Annotated in this window: 11 protein-coding genes and 1 riboswitch; of the genes, 8 read left to right on the plus strand and 3 right to left on the minus strand. The window is 68.6% G+C overall.

Annotated elements, in window-relative coordinates; all coding sequences use genetic code 11:
• Positions 1-135: 135 nt before the first annotated feature.
• The 3 genes from OJA40_RS09585 to OJA40_RS09595 all read left to right on the plus strand — a co-directional run bounded on the left by OJA40_RS09585 (position 136) and on the right by OJA40_RS09595 (position 8,065).
• Positions 136-1,521, plus strand: a complete 1,386-nt coding sequence (locus tag OJA40_RS09585) for a hypothetical protein (RefSeq protein WP_263810474.1) — start codon at positions 136-138, stop codon at positions 1,519-1,521.
• A gap of 741 nt (positions 1,522-2,262) precedes the next feature.
• Positions 2,263-2,339, plus strand: a riboswitch (adenosylcobalamin-variant (AdoCbl-variant) riboswitch).
• Between the two features lie 233 nt (positions 2,340-2,572).
• On the plus strand, positions 2,573-5,296 hold the full coding sequence (locus OJA40_RS09590; protein ID WP_263810475.1) for an adenosylcobalamin-dependent ribonucleoside-diphosphate reductase: 2,724 nt from the start codon (positions 2,573-2,575) through the stop codon (positions 5,294-5,296).
• A gap of 159 nt (positions 5,297-5,455) precedes the next feature.
• A complete protein-coding gene (locus OJA40_RS09595; RefSeq protein WP_263810477.1) occupies positions 5,456-8,065 on the plus strand; it encodes a bifunctional aspartate kinase/diaminopimelate decarboxylase in 2,610 nt (869 codons plus the stop codon).
• A 299-nt stretch (positions 8,066-8,364) separates the two neighbouring features.
• Here OJA40_RS09595 and OJA40_RS09600 read toward each other — a convergent pair whose 3' ends face one another.
• Positions 8,365-8,871 carry a Uma2 family endonuclease gene (locus tag OJA40_RS09600; protein ID WP_208426079.1) on the minus strand — a complete coding sequence of 169 codons (507 nt, stop codon included), beginning with the start codon at positions 8,869-8,871 and terminating at the stop codon, positions 8,365-8,367.
• Between the two features lie 211 nt (positions 8,872-9,082).
• Here OJA40_RS09600 and OJA40_RS09605 point away from each other — a divergent pair, with 211 nt between their 5' ends.
• From OJA40_RS09605 to OJA40_RS09620, 4 genes are all read left to right on the plus strand, one after another.
• Complete coding sequence (locus tag OJA40_RS09605) at positions 9,083-9,850, plus strand: TIGR00266 family protein (RefSeq protein WP_208426078.1); 768 nt, start codon at positions 9,083-9,085, stop codon at positions 9,848-9,850.
• Positions 9,851-10,054: 204 nt separating this feature from the next.
• Positions 10,055-10,537, plus strand: coding sequence for a LexA family protein (locus tag OJA40_RS09610; protein ID WP_263810480.1), 483 nt, complete (start codon positions 10,055-10,057; stop codon positions 10,535-10,537).
• A 54-nt stretch (positions 10,538-10,591) separates the two neighbouring features.
• A complete protein-coding gene (locus OJA40_RS09615) occupies positions 10,592-11,872 on the plus strand; it encodes a Y-family DNA polymerase (protein WP_263810481.1) in 1,281 nt (426 codons plus the stop codon).
• Between the two features lie 160 nt (positions 11,873-12,032).
• Positions 12,033-13,679 (plus strand): Rqc2 family fibronectin-binding protein, encoded by a 1,647-nt coding sequence (locus tag OJA40_RS09620; RefSeq protein ID WP_263810483.1) that lies wholly within the window; start codon positions 12,033-12,035, stop codon positions 13,677-13,679.
• Between the two features lie 75 nt (positions 13,680-13,754).
• Here OJA40_RS09620 and OJA40_RS09625 read toward each other — a convergent pair whose 3' ends face one another.
• Together OJA40_RS09625 and OJA40_RS09630 are read right to left on the minus strand one after the other, a co-directional pair.
• Positions 13,755-16,946, minus strand: coding sequence for a basic secretory protein-like protein (locus tag OJA40_RS09625; RefSeq protein ID WP_263810484.1), 3,192 nt, complete (start codon positions 16,944-16,946; stop codon positions 13,755-13,757).
• 169 nt (positions 16,947-17,115) lie between these two features.
• On the minus strand, positions 17,116-17,568 hold the full coding sequence (locus OJA40_RS09630; protein WP_263810485.1) for a hypothetical protein: 453 nt from the start codon (positions 17,566-17,568) through the stop codon (positions 17,116-17,118).
• A gap of 87 nt (positions 17,569-17,655) precedes the next feature.
• Here OJA40_RS09630 and OJA40_RS09635 point away from each other — a divergent pair, with 87 nt between their 5' ends.
• Positions 17,656-17,859, plus strand: a complete 204-nt coding sequence (locus OJA40_RS09635) for a hypothetical protein (protein WP_208426073.1) — start codon at positions 17,656-17,658, stop codon at positions 17,857-17,859.
• Positions 17,860-17,865: the final 6 nt, after the last annotated feature.

The raw sequence follows: 17,865 nt of genomic DNA on the forward strand, positions 1-17,865 counted from the left end.
GGACGCACAGAGGTAGCTCAGTGTCGTCTCCCCCCCAAAAAGGAGCCTGAGGGAGAGGGCGGTGTGACGAACGCGGGGCTCTGTGCGGCCATACGGATTCCAGAGCCGTTTCTCCCATTTGGACATCAAAGGCCCATGCACCGAACCGTGTCTGCCGGGCTCCGGCTTGTGCTGCTCGTTGGCGTGCTGTTGATCACCGGAGTGAGTTCGGGACAGGCGCAGGCCCCCCGCGGGGCGGGCGACGGGACGGCGGCCCTCGAAGGCTGGCCCCGCTCGCTGCTCACCCTCCTCGACGAGATGGGACAGGACGCGCCGTACCTGCTGCCCCGCATCGACTCGATGGCGCTCGACTACCGATACGCCGCGACCGACACCACGTCGCGGTGGTCGTTCGTCGTGAGTTGGCGCCCCGCCGAGCGGGTGCTCTACGAAGGCGAGGTCCTGCCCTGGCGCGAGCGGCCGGCGGGCATCCGCATGACGAACGTCGAGCTCCGGGCCAACGTGCGGGTGGGCGGCGAGAAGCGCGCCGAGATGATCATCGGCGTCGACAGCATGGCGCTCCGTCCCGTCCCCGACCGCTTTGCGTTCAACGTGACGGTGCGCCACGACCGCGTCTTCCTCGACACGTCGCCCACCGAGGCGCGCCGCATTCTGTCAGAGGGGGCGACGCTGGAGGGGCTCGTCGTCGAACGCATGGGCTTCGCGTCGGACGCCGAGCAGCGCCGGTCCAGCACAGGAGACCGAGAGGCCCGCGAACGGCCGCCGGAGCCGTCCCGATCGCCGAGCCTCTACAGGCCTCGGTCGCGCATCTCCCTCGGCTGGCGGGTGGCGCCGCGCCCGTACTACGTCGGGGGGCAGGACGAGGACGACGCCCGCACCCGACGCCCCCGAGGGGAAACGGTGGGCCGCTCGGCGGCGGACACGGAGCGGTCGGAGAGGACGGGCCGAGACGAACAACCAGAGGGGGAACGGGGCGCCAGGGATGATTCCGGGGAGGAGGGCGAGGACGACGAGGCAGACACGGAGGGCCGCTCCCGCGTTGAGGAGATGCTCTCGGACGAGGACGACGAGGAAGACGACGACGAGGAGGAGACCGACCTTGGCATTCCCGCGCTCGGGGCGGCGGCCGCCGTAGGCATTGTCGCGTTTGCGGGGGGCACGGCCGGCCTGTACGGGCGGGGCGACACCCCCATCGGATTGGCCTCCGGCTACACGCATCCACGGGGCGGCGTCCAGCTTCAGGCAGCCGTCAACAGTGCCGTCCTGGAGGACGGCCCCGATCAGGAACTCAGCGTCCGCGCCCTTGGCTTCTACGACGTGTTCGACTCGCGCGTCCAGCCGGCCTTCGGGCTCGGGGTGCACATCGACCCGCAAGCGGGGCGCGACTGGGATCCGGTCGTCTCGGCCGGGGTCGTGGGCAACCTCGGACGGGTCGTGCTCTACGGCGGGCTCGATGTGGTGCAGGGGGCGCCCGAGATTGGCATTGCGTACAACTTCCGGTACGGCGGCGGGGACGAATGAGCGCCCGTGGCGGGACAGAGGGGATGCCCCTGTCTATGACGCCCCTGTCTACTAGGAGGGAGCCGGGTCAAAGACCGGGGGGCGACCCCCGTGCGTCCTGTCCACGCGGAGCGGCGCCGAACAGGAATCCCCCAGCGTGATCAATAACAGTAATAGAAAGCGGTCCCCTGGTACGAGGGCGCCGACGTCGGTCCGTGGCCGAAGACCGTCTCGGCCTGCCCCGGGCAGGTCAGCGTCCGCATTTCATCGAGCTGGGGGATGTCTCTAGTGGCGAGGGCTCGGTCGAACGCCTGATTGAAGCCACCTGGTTGGGAAGCAGCGACCGAAAGCCCCCAGATCCGGACAACCACGGCAGGGGGCCGCTTTCGTCCGTCCCTTGGTGCGAGGGTGTGGTCGAGGGAGCACCGCCCCCATTTCTACGACCGTCAGATCACCACCCGCTCCGGACGAGAATTTCTCGTATGTGGAGCCGGTTCGAAGAGGAGACCCAGGCTCCGTGAGATTCTGTGGCGGCGTGAGGCCAGACGCACACGGATCGAGGAATTCACAAAGCCACGTTCCCGCACGACCTTCCCGCATCGGCGCTGAAGAAGGGTTTTCGCAGTGAAACAATAACAGTAATAAGCAGCGGTCATTTGATACTTTGGCGCCAGAAACCTACCGTACAAGACACGCTTAGTGAGCACGTGCTCTCCGGGGTCGTGCTGTCGTGGCACGGCGGTAGGAACGCGCCGATGGGCGCTCCTGCGTCACGGGGAAAGTCCGGTGGAAGGCCGGCGCTGCCGCGCAACGGTTCCAGCCCGAATGCCCGCTCGGAGAGCGATCACGTCCCTTGCCGGCCGCCCGGTCGGAGAGGGAAGCCCTGCGCGTCTCAAGGGCATGTGGTCCGCGGCGTACGAGTTGATTGACGGCATTGGCCGGACCGTTCCGGGCAGTTCGCTCCTGCTGCCGGGGGCAGTCCTGTATTGCATCGCCTCTCTCAGCGCGCCCTGACCTCCGCGACGCGCGCCAACCGTCCGAGGTCCTTTTTCTACTAATCGAGCGCTCAGCTATGTCCCAAAATCCTTCTTCTCCAGACTCCGCAGCGGCCGATGTGACCGCCCCGGCCGAATCGACCAACGGGCACGCCTCCAACGGCCACCGCGTCAACACCCGGTCGGGACGAAACGGGTCGCGCCAGTACCAGCTGTCCAACAGCGACCTTATCACGGACGACCGGACGAACGACGACATCTTCGAGACCGAGATCTCCGAAGAGGTCTACGGACAAAACTACCAGTACGGCACTGACGACCGGGTGCCGGACACCTGGTACCGCAACGCGCGGGCCATGGCCCAGGTCGAAGACGACACCGACGTGTGGACCCAGCGCTTCTATCAGCTTCTGAGCGGGAAAGGCCTGGGCACCGGCCCCTTCCCCTTCACCCCCGGCGGCCGCATCTTCGCCAACGCGGGCACCGGCCTCGGCAAGGCCACGCTCATCAACTGTTTCGTATCGGGGTTCCAGGGCCACGACCAGGACTCGATGGACGAGATCCAGGCGGAGCTGACCCGCCAGGCCAAGATTCTGGCCTCGGAGGGGGGCTACGGGTTCTGCGCCCACATCATGCGGCCCCGCGGGGCGCGCATCGGGGGCGTCGGATCGATGACGCCCGGCGCGGTGCAGATGCTCGACGTCTGGAATAAGCAGGCCGCCACCATCGTCGCCGGCTCCGGCATGAAGTCCGACCGCGACGACGTGAAGGACAAGATCCGGAAGGGCGCCCAGATGGTGACCATGGGCATCTGGCACCCCGACATCATCGAGTTCATCGAGGCGAAGCAGGAGCCCGGGCGCCTCCACAAGTTCAACATGTCGGTCCTCATCACCGACGCGTTCATGGAGGCGGTCAAGAACGACGACACGTGGGCGCTCCGCTTCCCGGACTACGAGAACGAGAAGGAGTTCTACAAGCAGCACTGGGACGGCAACCTGAAGGCCTACCAGGAGAAGGGCGGCACGGTGAAGACGTGGAAGGACCCGGCCACCGGAGAGCCCGCCGTCTACGAGGCGCGGGAGATCTGGAATCGGATCATGGATTCCACCTACAACCGCAACGAGCCCGGTGTCATCTTCGTCGACACCATCAACAAGGAGAACAACCTGGGCTACGTCGAGCACATCAACGCCACCAACCCGTGTGGCGAGCAGGTCCTCCCCGTCGGCGGCGTGTGCTTGCTGGGCAACCTCAACGTGACGCAGCTCGTGGACCGGGAGGCGGGCACGATCGACTACGACCTGGTCGACGACCTCGTCCCGCGTGCGGTGCGCTTCCTCGACAACGTCAACGACCTCAGCTACGTCCCGCTGGAGGAGCAGCAGCGCAACCTGCAGGAGAAGCGCCGCATCGGCCTCGGCCACTACGGCGACGGCTCGGCCCTCATGATGATGAAGACCCGCTACGGCTCCGAGGAGGGCGCCCGCGTGATGCGCGAGTTCCAGGAGCACCTCGCCAACCGGGCCTACCAGGCCAGCGCGCGCCTCGCCGAGGAGAAGGGCGCGTTCCCGCTCTTCGACAAGGACGAGTACCTGTCGAGTCCCTTCGTCCAGCGCCTCTCGGACAAGACGAAGGAGATGATTGGCGACCTGGGGCTCCGCAACAGCCACCTGCTTAGCATCCAGCCGACGGGCAACACCTCCACGTTGGGCAACGCGCCGTCGAGCGGCATCGAGCCGGTGTTCATGCACAGCTACATCCGGACGTCCGAGCAGCCGGCGCTGCCCGACGGCATCACCCGCCCGCCGATGTCCCCGAACGCCTACGAGGTGGGGCAGGACATCGACGCCGACGGCACGGCCTGGACCGCCGAGGAGCAGGGCGACGAGACGGTGCTCCGCTGCCAGGAAGAGGGCCACACCCACTGGCAGATTCACCCGACCCGCGACATCTGCAAGGACCAGGAGGTGAAGGACTACGCGGTGCGCCACATGGAGACGGACGGCACCTGGGACCCGGACGCCGACTGGGCCGTCACGACCCGCGACCTGGACGTGGACGACCACCTCACCCAGATGAAGGCCCTGGCGCCGTTCGTGGACTCCTCGATGTCCAAGACGGTGAACGTTCCCAACGACTACCCCTTCGAGGACTTCAAGGAGCTCTACAAGAAGGCCCACGACACGGGCGTCATCAAGGGCGTGACCACGTACCGGGCCGGCACCATGAGTGCCGTGCTTTCCGGCGACGACGGGGACGACGACCGGACCGTGCCCCGCACCGAGGCGCCCGACCGCCCGGAGACCCTGCCGTGCGCCATCCACCGCGTGCGGTACCAGGGCGACCACTGGACCATCCTGGTCGGCTTTCTGGAGGACCACCCCTACGAGGTCTTCGCGTTCAAGTCGGAAGGGGAGGCCCCGCTCTTCGGCGACGACAGCGAGCGTGTCGACGAGGGCTACATCCGGAAGAACGAGAGCCGCCACTACTCGCTTCTGGGCCCGGACGGCACGGTCGTGATCGGCGACATCACCAGTCACATGCCGTCCGACGACGTGCGCGTAGAGACGCGGCTCGTGTCCACGGCGCTGCGCCACGGCTCCAAGATTGACTTCCTCGTGGAGCAGCTTGAGAAGGCGGAGGGCTCGATTGCGTCCTTCGGCCAGTCGATGGCGAAGGCCCTGCGCGCCCACGCCACCGACCACGAGGTCACCTGCGACAAGTGCGGGTCCGCAAACGTGCGCCACGTCGAGGGCTGCATGGAGTGCGCGGACTGCGGGCACTCGCGGTGCAGCTAGGCCGCGCGCCGGTGCGGCAGTGGGGGCGCGGGTCGGAACGAGGCCGGTCCGAAGTGCGCTCCTCACACGTGATCGGGACGTACGAGAATGATTTTCGCGGCGCCCTCCCGATGTGGAGGGCGTCGCGTCGTTTTTTGTGCAGAAGGGAGTTGAAGAGTGATGCCAGCGTCAGGTCGTCCGTGGGTCGTCTGCAAATTTGGGGGCACGAGCGTGTCGAGCCGGGCCCGGTGGGACACGATCGTCGAGGTGGTACATGCGCACCGCGCGGAGGGGCGCGTCCCCTTTCTCGTCTGTTCGGCCCTGCAGGGCCTCTCGGATCAGCTGGAGGCGCTGTGCGCGCAGCTCGCGTCCGCTGAGCCCGGCGCCCCGGAATCGACGCTCGACACCATCCGGGAGCGGCACCGGGCACTGGGGCAGGACCTCGGCGTGGAGGCCGAGGCGGTGCTGTCGGGCGAGCTTGCGCGCCTGGAGCGGTGGGTCGACGAGATTCAGGAGACCGACGGGCCGTCGCCGCGGCAGCGGGCCGCCGTCCTGGCCACGGGCGAGCTGCTGTCGACCCGCCTCGGCGCGGCCTACCTGTCGGCCCAGGGGCTGCCGGCGGAGTGGCTTGACGCGCGCGAGTTCCTGCGGGCCACCGACGACCCGCACCTGCCGCCGCGGCGCCAGTACCTGGCCGCAAACTGCACGTCGCACGCCGACCCGGGGCTGCAGGCCCGTCTTGCCGACGCCCCGGAGGCCGTCTACCTCACGCAGGGCTTCATCGCGAGCAATGCCCTCGACGAGACCGTCCTGCTCGGGCGGGGCGGCTCGGACACGTCGGCGGCCCACTTCGCGGCCAAGCTGGAGGCCGAGCGGACCGAGGTATGGACCGACGTGCCGGGCCTGTTCACGGCGAATCCGGGCGAGGTGCCGTCGGGGCGGCTGCTGCGCCGCCTGGACTACGACGAGGCCCAGGAGCTGGCCACGATGGGCGCGCGGGTGCTTCACCCCCGTTGCCTCGACCCGGCGCGGCGCCACCAGATCCCCCTCCACGTCCGCAGCACCGAGGCCCCCTCCCTCGACGGCACGATCGTGAGCGGCGAGGGGCCCGATGTGGGGCCCCAGGTGAAGGCCATCTCGGCCAAAACCAACATCACGGCCGTCAGCATGGACACGCTGGGCATGTGGCAGGAGGTGGGCTTTCTGGCCGACGTCTTTCAGGTGTTCAAGCACCACGGCCTGTCGGTCGACCTGATGGCCACCTCGGAGTCGAACGTGACGGTGACGCTCGACCCGGTGGCCAATGCCCTCGACCCGGACATCCTCGACCGGCTGCTGCACGACCTGAACCGGTACTGCGACGCCGAGCTGATCGACCCGTGTGCCATCGTCAGCCTCGTGGGGCGCCACATCCGCTCTCTGCTGAGCGAGCTGGGCCCGGCGTTCGAGGTGTTCGACGAGCAGAAGGTCCACCTCGTCACCCAGGCCGCGAGCGACCTCAACATGAGCTTCGTGGTGGACGAGGACCAGGCCTCACGCCTCGTCCGCGAGCTGCACGCGCAGTTCTTCGGCCACCGAGCCCCGGACGCCGTCTTTGGGCCGCGGTGGCAGGAGCTGGTCGAGGACGGCACGCCCGAAGAGACGCCGGACGTGTGGTGGCGGGAGCGCCGCGAGGCCCTGCTGCGCCTGGCGGACGACGAGTCGCCGCGCTACGTCTACGACCCGGAGGTGGTGACGGCCCGCAGCGACGAGGTGCAGGGGCTCGGGCCGATCGACCAATCGTTTTACGCGGTGAAGGCCAACCCGCACCCCGAGGTGCTCCGCCTGCTGGAGCGGCGGGGCCTCGGCTTCGAGTGCGTGTCCCCCGGCGAGCTGGATCGCGTCTTCGAGGCGTGCCCGGGCCTCGACCCGGCGCGCGTCCTGTTCCAGCCCAACTTTGCAGCCCCCGCCGAGTACGCCGACGCCTTCGAGCGCGGCGTGCACGTGACGGTCGACAACGTGCAGCCCCTGGCCCAGCACCCGGACGTGTTTGCGGGCGAGGAGCTGTTTGTGCGGGTGGACCCGGGACAGGGCGAGGGCCATCACCGCAAGGTGCGCACGGCAGGGGCCCAGTCGAAGTTCGGGGTCGTCCCCGACGACTTGGGGCGACTGCGCGCGGCCGTCGACCAGGCGGGGGCGACCGTCGTTGGGCTGCACGCGCACGTCGGGAGCGGCATTACGGACGAGAACACGTGGGCCGGCCTCGTGGACCTGCTGGCCAGCCTCGCCGCCGAGTTCCCGGCCGTCCGTGCGCTGAACGTGGGGGGCGGGCTGGGCGTGCCGAATGCTTCGGGCGGCCGCCCGCTCGACCTCGACGCGCTCGACGCTGCCTTGGGGGAGGCCGCCGCCCGGCACCCGCAGTACGACCTCTGGATGGAGCCGGGGCGCTACCTGGTGGCGGAAGCCGGCGTGCTGCTGGCCCGCGTCACGCAGACGAAAACGAAGGACGCGGCGGCGTACGTGGGGCTCGACACGGGCATGAATAGCCTCCTGCGCCCGGCCCTCTACGGCGCCCACCACGAGATCGTCAACCTCAGCCGCCTCGACGAACCGCCCGCCATGACGGCGGACGTGGTGGGGCCGGTGTGCGAGACCGGCGACGTGCTGGGCCACGACCGCCGCCTGCCGCCCACGGAGCCGGGCGACACGCTGCTCGTGGCGACGACGGGCGCCTACGGGGCGAGCATGAGCAACCGGTACAACCTGCGCGAGCCCGCCTCGGAGGTCATGCTGGCCCCCGAACCGGCGTGAATCGTCAGAGTGTGGAGCGTAGTCCCACGGGCGGCCTCTCGTGAAAGGGGAGACATTGCGACTGCGGTGTCCCTTTGCTCCTGGCCCCGTCCATGTTCTACGCTCGCAGTCTGTCCGCCCTCATTGTTGGCCTGTCAGCGCGATCTCAAAATCCCAGCGCAGGTCGCCCTGAGGCCGCCCGAAGAGCCTCCTCGAAGGGGTGCGGCTTTTTTGAAGAGATCTTTCGGCGTCGCTCAAGATGACGTGCCGGTGATTGGATCTTGAGAGCGCTCTTGCCCGCACAAACGGCTGACGTAGCACTAGAGAGCGTTCGGAAAGTCGGGGGCCCGGGCCGACTGCTCCAGCTCCTCGTCCGCGAAGAAGTGAACGCGGCTCGTCTCATCCACGACCCACACCTCATCGGCCCCGGCGTCTCGATAGAGGGCAATTTTCTCCTCCATCTCGTCCCAGTCATTCGAGGCGCTCATCACCTCAACGCAGATCTCCGGGGCGAGCGTCGGCGGCTCCCCGGTTTCCTCCATGTTTTCGAATCGGGGCTCCGATGCCCAGATCACGTCGGCCTGCTTTGTCCCACCGGCCGTCGCAATGGGCCATTCCGAAAACGCCTCTCCAGTGTCAAGAAGCGTGTCGAGCGTCTCCTGAATACGCTTTTGCTGGCGGGCGTGGTGTGTGGTGTGTGGACTCAAGACGATCTGGCCTCGTTGATTGGTCTCGACCTTGTAGGGGAGGTCGCGGAGGATCGGATCGGCGACAATCTCCTGCCATTGCTCCTGGTGTTCCTCCGCACGGGTTTTGGTTGTGGGCATGGCGTCTGGGACCAGTCTTGAGGACAGCAACGGGGATAAGAACAAACGGTGAAGGTGGAGGATCCCCCTTTGTTCGAAGGGCCGCCGGTCCCGCGCACGGTTCGTCGGCCCCCTTTCTTCCATCGCTGCTGCTTCGCATATTGAAAACCAAACCGGCTGCGGCCCATGGCGCCGCGGCACGTCCCCTTCCACGCACCAACATCCCAGTCCAATGAGCACCATCCGCACCGACGGCATCGACTACGACATCATCGGCGACGACATGCAGCTCGTGGAGGTGGAGCTCGACCCCCAGGAGGGCGTGCGCGCCGAGGCCGGCACCATGATCTCCATGGACGACGGCGTCCGCATGCAGACCGACACCGGGGGCGGCCTCTTCAAGGGCTTCAAGCGGATGGTGTCCGGGGAGAGCTTCTTCATCACCACGTTCGTCCACGAGGGGCAGGGCAAAAGTCACGTTGCGTTTGCGGCCCCGTATCCCGGCAAGATCATTCCCGTCCAGCTCAACGACTTTGGCGGCGAGTTCCTGTGCCAGAAAGACGCGTTCCTCTGCGCCAACGCCAACGTCGAGATCGAAGTGGCCTTCACCAAGCGCATGGGCGCGGGCCTCTTCGGCGGCGAGGGGTTCATCCTGCAGCGCCTCACGGGGCAAGGCTGGACCTTTATCCACGCCGGGGGCACCGTCGTCGAGCGCACGCTCGAGGCCGGCGAGACGTTGCGGATCGACACCGGCTGTCTCGCGGCGTTTTCCAGCAGCGTCGACTACGACATCGAGTTCATCGGCGGCTTCAAGAACGCGCTCTTTGGCGGCGAGGGCCTCTTCCTGACCACGCTCACCGGGCCCGGCACCGTGTATCTGCAGAGCCTTCCGTTCTCTCGCCTTGCCGACCGCATCGTGGCCGGCGAGCTTGCCAATCGGGGAGAGAGTGAGGGCCCGGGCGGGACGGGCATCCTCGGCGACCTCATTTCCGGCAGCTAGCCCCCTGTTTCCATGCAGGCCTCGGGGCCCCGAGCGGCCTCGCCTCCCCCCGGTCGAAGGGGCCCTCCTGCGAGGGAACGTCGACATGCCAGGTTCTGAGGCGTGCGGGGACTGGAAGAAAGAGCATGTTTGAAATATGTGTGCTGGTTTGTATTGTGGTGGGGCATCGACGCCATGCCCCGCTCAGCAGACCCCACCGCGCCCATGTCGCTTTTGTGCAGTGCCGATGACCCGCCCCCCTCCTCTGTCCAGTCCGACGTCGTCGTGACGGCCGCGCGTCCGGCCCGTCACACGCCGCGCCTACGCCAGCCCTTTTTCCTGACCCGGGTCGAGGCCGGCTTCCCGTCGCCCGCCTCCGACTACGTGGAAACCGAGCTGGACCTGGCCGAGCACCTGATTGAGCACGAGGCCGCGACCTACTACCTCCGGGTGTCGGGGACGTCCATGACACGGGCGGGCATTCACGACGGGGACATCCTGGTGGTCGACCGGGCCGTGGAGCCCGCGGACGGAGACGTCGTGGTGGCCGCGCTCGACGCCGAGCTGACCGTCAAGCGGCTCCGGACGCGCGACGGACGGGCCGTCCTCGTCCCCGAGAGCCAGCACCACGACCCCATTCCGGTCCGGGACGGGCAGGAGCTCGTGGTGTGGGGCGTCGTGCAACACGTGGTCCATGAAGTGTCGTGACGGCCCGCCCCACGCGTCCTCGCGTCGTCCCGTCCAGTTTGCTGCCTCCTGCCCGTGGATTCCGTCATCGCCCTCATCGACTGCCAGGCCTTCTACGTTAGCTGCGAGCGCGTCTTCGACCCCGCGCTCCGCGGCCGCCCCACCGTCGTGCTGTCCAACAACGACGGCTGCGCCATCGCCCGCTCCGCGGCGGTAAAGGCGGCGGGCGTGCCGATGGGCGCGCCGGTGTTCAAGTGGCGGGACGAGCTGGAGGCGATGGACGCGGCGGTCCTGTCGAGCAACTACGCGCTCTACGCCGACCTGAGCCGTCGCGTGGCCGCGGTGCTCGAGACGATGAGCATCGACCTGGAGCGGTACTCCATCGACGAGTGCTTCGTGACGCTGCCCGCGCTCGACCGCGACGCCCTCCGGGCGCTGGGCGAGCGCATCCGCCGTCGCGTGCGGGACTGGGTCGGGATCCCGGTGCGCGTGGCGATCGGGCCCACCAAGTCGCTCGCCAAAATCGCGGACGAGAAGGCCAAGGCCGACAAGCGGGCGGGCGACGGGACGGGGGTGTACGTGTGCCCGCCGGAGCCGGACCTCGACGTGCTGCTCTCCCGCACCGACGTGGGGGACGTGTGGGGCATTGGGCCGAGCTACGAAGAGACGCTGCGCGAGCACGGGGTCACCACGGCGGCGGAATTCCGGGCGCTGCCGGACCCGTGGCTCCGGTCGACGATGACGGTGGTGGGGCTGCGCCTCGCCCGCGAGCTGCGGGGACAGCGGTGTCTCGACCTGGACCTCGTGGGGCCCGACCGCCAATCGCTCGTCCGGTCCCGCTCGTTCGGCGCGCCCGTGGAGGCGAAGGCGGAGCTGCGGCAGGCCCTCGCCAAGCACGCGCAGCGGGCCGCCGAGAAGCTGCGGGAGGAGGACCTCGTGGCCCGAGGGATCAGTGCGTTTATCACCACCAAGACGCACGGCCCGCCGCCCCACTACGCGGACGAGGCCCAGGCCACGCTCGACGAGCACACCGCGGCGGCCTCGCCCTTCGTCCGGTCGTCCCGTCGCCTTTTGGACGTCCTCTACCGGGCGGGCCCGGCCTACCGGAAGGCCGGCGTCATGCTGTACGCGATCCGGCCCCGGCGGCCCCATCAGGGCAGCCTGTTCGGCCGCCCCCTCCAGGACGACGAGGCCCTCATGCAGGCCGTAGATCGGATCAACGGCACCATGGGGCGGGGCACCATCGGGGTCGCGGCGGCGGGCCTGCCGGGCGACCGCGACTGGACCATGACGCGCGACCACACCTCCCCCCGCTACACGACCCGGTGGGACGAGCTGCCGGTGGCGAGGGCGTGAGCATGTGGGGGCTCCTGCAGGCCGCTCCATGCACCCGACTCGCAGTGCGGAGAGTGAAGGAGGAGAAAACGAGACGGGTCGAGGAACGAGCGTACGGTGAGGGCCCGTTGCCGCCCACCGATCATGCTAGACTGAACTTCCCGCCGAGCCAACGACACCCGTGGTCAACAGCTACTACACCCTTCGCGCCCTCGCCCGCGAATGGCACGCCGACCTGGAGGGCACGACGGTTCGGGACGTCTACTCGCAGACGAAGAATGAGCTGACCGTCGCGCTGAGTGGAGCAGAGCAGGACTGGATGGTGCGCGGCTCGGTGCAGCGGCCGTTTCTGTACCTGTTTCGCCGCCCCGGCTACCACAAGGCCCGGCGCAACGTCGCCACCCTCTTCGAGGACGTCATCGGCCGGTCCGTGGCGGGGGTGTCCATCGCCGACCGGGACCGGCTCGTGTCCATCGAGTTGGGCGGCGGGGGCCGGATTCTGTGGCAGCTCTTCGGGGCGCGCGCCAACGCCTTCCACGTGGCGCCCGACGGCACGGTCGTTGCCGCCTTCCAGCGCCACGACGCGCTCACCGGAACGGCGGCGCCGGAGCCGTACGCCGCGCCGATGCCGGACACGTTCGAGGGGTTCGAGGACCGATGGAAGCCCAACCGCAACAAGACGCGCCAGGCGGTCCAGTCGGCCGTGTCGCTCTTTGGGGGCGACCTGGCGCGGGAGACGCTGCACCGGGCCGGCGTGACGACCGACGCGCCCGCAGACTGCACGGCGGCCGAGCGGCGGGCCCTCTTCGAGGCGTCGATGGCCCTCCGCGAGGCGCTACAGGACCCGGCCCCCGTACTCTACGGCGCGGGGCAGTTCCCGGACGCGTTCTCGCTGATCCCGCTGCGTCACCGCGAAGACGAGCCTGCCGAGCGGTTCGACACGGTGGACGCCGCGGCGGCCGACTTCGTGCGGCGCACGCTGGCGGAGCAGCACTTCCACCGCCTCTACGACCCGTTGGAGGAGGCCCTCGAATCGGCGGCCGAGCACGAACGCCGCAGCGCCGAGCGCATGGTGGAGGAGCTTCAAAGCGAGAGCCGGGCGGGGCGCTACGAGCGATGGGGCCACCTCCTCATGGCCCAGCAGGACCAGGTGCCCGACGGGGCGGAGGAGGTCGAGTTGCCCGACCTGTTCGAGGAGGGGGCGCCCGTCACCATCCCGGTGGACCCCGCCAAGTCGCCCGTCGAGAACGCCGAGCACTACTACGACCGGGCCCGGAGCACGCGGCGGTCGCGGGAGGAGGCGGAGGGCCGACTGGACGACACGATCGAGCGGGCCGAACGGGCCGAGGCGCTCCTCCAGGCCCTCCGCCAGATCGACACGCTCGACGGCATCAAGGCCTTCCGGGACGAGCGGGAGGCCGAGCTGCTGCCGTTCGTGGAGCGGGACGACGCGGATGTGGACGACTTCCCGTTCCGCCGGTTCGACCTCGGGGAGGGCTTCGAGGTGTGGGTCGGCAAAAACGCGCGCCAGAACCACGACCTCACGTTTCACGCCAGCCAGCCCTACGACCTGTGGCTGCATGCGCGCGGGGTGCCGGGCGCCCACACCGTGCTCCACCGCCCGAACCGCGACGCCGAGCCCGGCAAACGCCGCCGCTACGTCGCCGCGGCCATCGCCGCCCACTACAGCAAATCGAAAGGCAGCGACGTGGCCCCCGTCATGATGACCGAGCGCAAGTACGTCACCAGCCCGACCGGCGCGGACCCCGGCGTGGTGCGCGTCGACCGCGAGGACGTGCTCATGGTGGAGCCGGGCCTGCCGGAGTGAGGCGTGATGTGTGATACGTGATGTGTGATGCGTGAGGGGGGAGCAGCACGAACATCACGTTTCACGCCTCACGTATCAGAAGCCCGGGGAGATGCGAAAGCCCAGCTCCCAGGTCGTGTCGCGGCGCTGGAACGGGCGCGCGTAGTAGGCCTCCAGCAGGAAACTGCCCAGGATGTTGAAGCGGGCGGAGACGCCGGTGCTGACGACGGGAATGGTCGTGTCGGCGCTGTCGGTGGCGAACGTGAAGAGGTCCGGCCCCGCGTCGTTCGTCCAGGTCACGCCCGCGTCGACGAACGGCGCCAGCGTGGTGGGCAGGTACCGGAACGGGATGAGGCTAAGGCGCTCCGGGCCCAGCAGCGGAATTCGAATCTCGGCCCGCGTCGTGAGGGCCCGCGTGCCGAAGAGGCGGTCGATCTCGGCGCACGGCGACGTGGTGGGGGCGTCGCCGACCCGGGTGCAGCCGCCGTTCTCCCGGATGCCGTTCGCGATGCTCTGCACGCTGTAGCCGCGCACGAAGCCCTGGCCGTAGGGGTAGCCGATGTATTCGTTCCCGATGCCAAACGCGTCGCTGAACGAGGCGCCGTAATTCCCCACGTGGAGCGCCTGGAAGGCAACCGTGAATGGCTCGGCGTAGAAATACCGGCGCACGTCGGCGCGGGCCGTGACGAAGTTTTGTGAGCCCACCGTCGGCGTGACGCCGATCCGCCACCGCCCGCCCTGGAGGGGGCCCGTGAGGCCGTTCGTGGTAAAGTCGCGCACGTACGCCGCGTTCGCCGTCGCGAGGTACTTCGGGTCCCGGCCGCCGAATTGGTCGTCCAGGGTTGCCTCCGTCCCGTCGGGGACGAGGCCCGCGGTGCGCACGTTCGTCCCGAAGCCGTAGCGCGTGCCCCCGAGCGAGAACTCGAACCGTCGGGTGGGGCTCAGGGGGTAGGAGGCGTTGCCACTGGCGGAGGTGATGTAGGCGCGCTGCACCACACTTCCGAGGCCGACGACCCGTCCGGCGTCGTTCCGAAATGGAACCGTGTTGGCGGAGAAGATGAGCGGCGTGTGGCTGAGGGAGCCGCCCCAGTTGAGTTGGCCGCGCTGGTTCATGTACGACACCCCACCACCGATGTCGCGGAAGGAGCCCTGGGCCTGTACGGCCACCCCGAGGGTCCGGTGCCCCAGCATGTCGCCAAACCGGAGCCCGATGCCCCCGGCCAGGCCGCCCCCGAACGGGCCGCCGACGGAGACGCCAATGCCGCTGGCCCGGGAAATGGACTCCAGCGACAGCGTCGGGGCGTAGGGGGCGGCGTCGTAGTGGGTGGAGTCGGGCGGAAGGCCGGTGGTGGCGTCGCGGAGGTTCGCGGCGATGAGGCCGTCCTGCGCGGCGGCGGGGGAGGGGAGGAGACCGGCGACGCGCGAGGTATCGGCGGATTGCGTGCCCGCCTCGTCTGTCGTCGTGTCGGCCGCGGCCGGAACGCGAGCAGCGGAGGCCCCCCCTGCCGTGGACGCAGCCCTCAGGGGCGTGCCCTGCGCCTCAGGGGCGGGCCGACGCACCCCGGTGTAATTGCCGTCCGCGAAGACGGACAGCATCATGTCGCCGCTCTGGGCGGCGACCGACAGCGCCGGGGACAGCGCCGTGATGCCGCTCACGCCCGTCTTGAGTCGGGTCACGCGGAAGCGCTCGCCGCTCGACAGGTCCATGCGGTACACGTCCTTGAACCCGTCCTGGTCGCTGATGAAGTAGAGGCTCTGTCCGTCCGGGGCGAACTGCGGGTTGTGGTGCAGGGCATCCCCGAACGGCGCCCGGACCGTCACCTCCCCGCTCGACACGTCCACCAGCCCGAGGTCCATGTTCGAGGACGGGCTCAGCGTCTCCAAATTCGTCTCCGCCCGGTCGGTCGCAAAGGCGATCGTCTCCCCGTCGGGCGCCCACGTGGGCTGGAGGTCCGCGTAGCGGTCGTTGGTGAGCTGCCGCACCGACTCCGTCTCCAGGTCCAGCACGTAGAGGTCGCTAATGCCCCCGTCGGTGCCCGCGAAGGCGAGCCGTGCGCCGTCGGGGGACCACGCCGGGTTCTTCATCGACGTGACGCCGTCCACCGAAAAGCTGCGCTCAATTTCCTCGTCCACGACGTTCCAGACCGTGATCTGATTGTCGCCGTCCTCGGAGCTGACGAAGGCGAGGCGCCGCCCGTCGGGCGACCACGTACCGGAGGAGCTGATGAAGCGCAGGGCATTGAAGTGGCCAGTCGTGCCGGCCCGGTCCAGCTCCGCGATGACCTCCCCGGTCTCGGCGTCCGCCACGTACAGGTTGAAGGAAAACAGCTCCCGCTCCGAAATGAACGCGACGTAGCGCCCGTCCGGGCTCAGCGACGGGGCGATGTTGATGCGTCCGCCGTTCGTTTCCGGGGCGAGCACCGTCTGCCCGGCCGCGTCGGGCGGCGTGCGGCCCTCCATGAGCGGCCCGTACGCATCGCGGGTGGCCCGGGCCCACTCGTTGGTGAGCGAGTCCGCCGACACGCCGAAGAGCTCCACGTAGGCGGAGTCGAGCCCCACCTGTCCGCCACGTTTGAAGAGGTCCGTGACGGCCTGGTCGCCGTACTTGCCACCGATGTACGCGAGGTACGCCTGGCCGTAGCGGTAGGGAAAGTACTCGCGGGGATTGGCGAGCCCCTCAAACGAGGGCATGTCGTCCCGGCGCACCGCGTCGCGCATCCACATGGCCGTGTGCGAATCCTGCCGCCCCACCGACAGGTACTCGGCCATTCCTTCGATGAGCCACGTCGGGAGGTTGCCAAGCTGAATGCCCAGGCTGTCCGCGTTGAGGCCGAGGTCGAACTGAAAGGAGTGCACCAACTCGTGGCCCAGCACGTGGTCCGTCTCCCCGTACGACGACGCGAACGGCATGACCACGCGCTCTCGCAGCGGCTCGGTGAGCCCGCCGGTGCCCGGACTGATCGGCCGCGGGGTCACGTTGGTCTGCTGAAAGTCCGCGTCGTTGGCGTAGAAGATAATCGGCTTCTTCTCGTCGAAGCGGTGCAGAAAGACCTCCGTGTGGCGGTCGTACCAGCGCTCGGCCATCCGGGCGGCGTCGCGCACGGCCTGCTCCTCCTCCGGGTAGAAGTGGAAGACGAAGTGCTCCGTCTCCAGCGTCCGAAAGTCGAACTGGTCGTACTGCACTTTATTCTGCCCGAAGTACTGCGCCCGGGCGTCCGGCACGCCGAGGAGCGCAAGGCCTGCGAGGACGAACGCAAACAGGGAGGCAGCGGGGGCAACAGATCGCATGTCGGGTAGGGGCCTGCGACAGAGCAATCGCGTGGGGGGCCTTCGTCGTCAAGGAAAAACCAACGTGCGCGGCGGGGGCAGTATTATTGTGGGAGCATATTATTGTGGGAGCATAGGATTGCGGGCCGTGGGTGTGCATGGACGAAGCATCGTTACGGCACGGCCCATCTCATGCCTCCGGCGCCGAGGAGGTCGTCGAACACAACGACATCAGCGGCCGCAACGGCGCGCCGCTCATCGACCCAACCGCCCGCACCTGAAGGGCGACGAGCAGACGCACGTCGTTGCGGTCGACGCCGCCAACGTCACCATCGAGGGATTCCGCATTTCCGGGTTGGGCACGGACCTGGGCGACGACCACGCCGGCGTGATGGTGCGGGCGCCCCGAGCGACAATCCGCGACAATCGCCTGTCCGACGTGCTGCACGGGGTCGACGTGAAGGGAAAAGACCGGGCGGTCGTCGTGGAGAATGTGATTGAGGGGCCCCCGTGTGGGGTGCGTGCGCATTGAGCGGCGCCCGGCCACGGCGTAGGCGCGGGGCCCCAGGCGGGGAGTGGGGGAACGCCCCACCCGATTGTTCAAGAGCGTAGGGTTGCGGGAAGAGATGCTGAATCGTACCATAGTTGTGAGAAACACGGCACGTGTGCCTGTTGGGGCCGCGTCGGCCGCTTCCGTTCGCCGTTCTCCCGAATTGTGTGTCTGCTCTTCATGCCGACCGACGAGTCCGACGCCTCGACCGACGGTGCTGCGGCGGGGGACGACTCGGGCAAGGCCCGAGACCTTTCCCTCGACGAGTTCCAGCCCTACGGGACCCTTGCGGTCACGGGGGCCTACTTCATTCTTCTGCTCGTGCTGTACGCGCTGCTGTACTTCGTCGAGTTTGCCACGCACGCCCCCCACATCATTGAGTAAGCCCTG

This window comes from Salinibacter pepae (assembly GCF_947077775.1).
Classification (GTDB): domain Bacteria; phylum Bacteroidota; class Rhodothermia; order Rhodothermales; family Salinibacteraceae; genus Salinibacter; species Salinibacter pepae.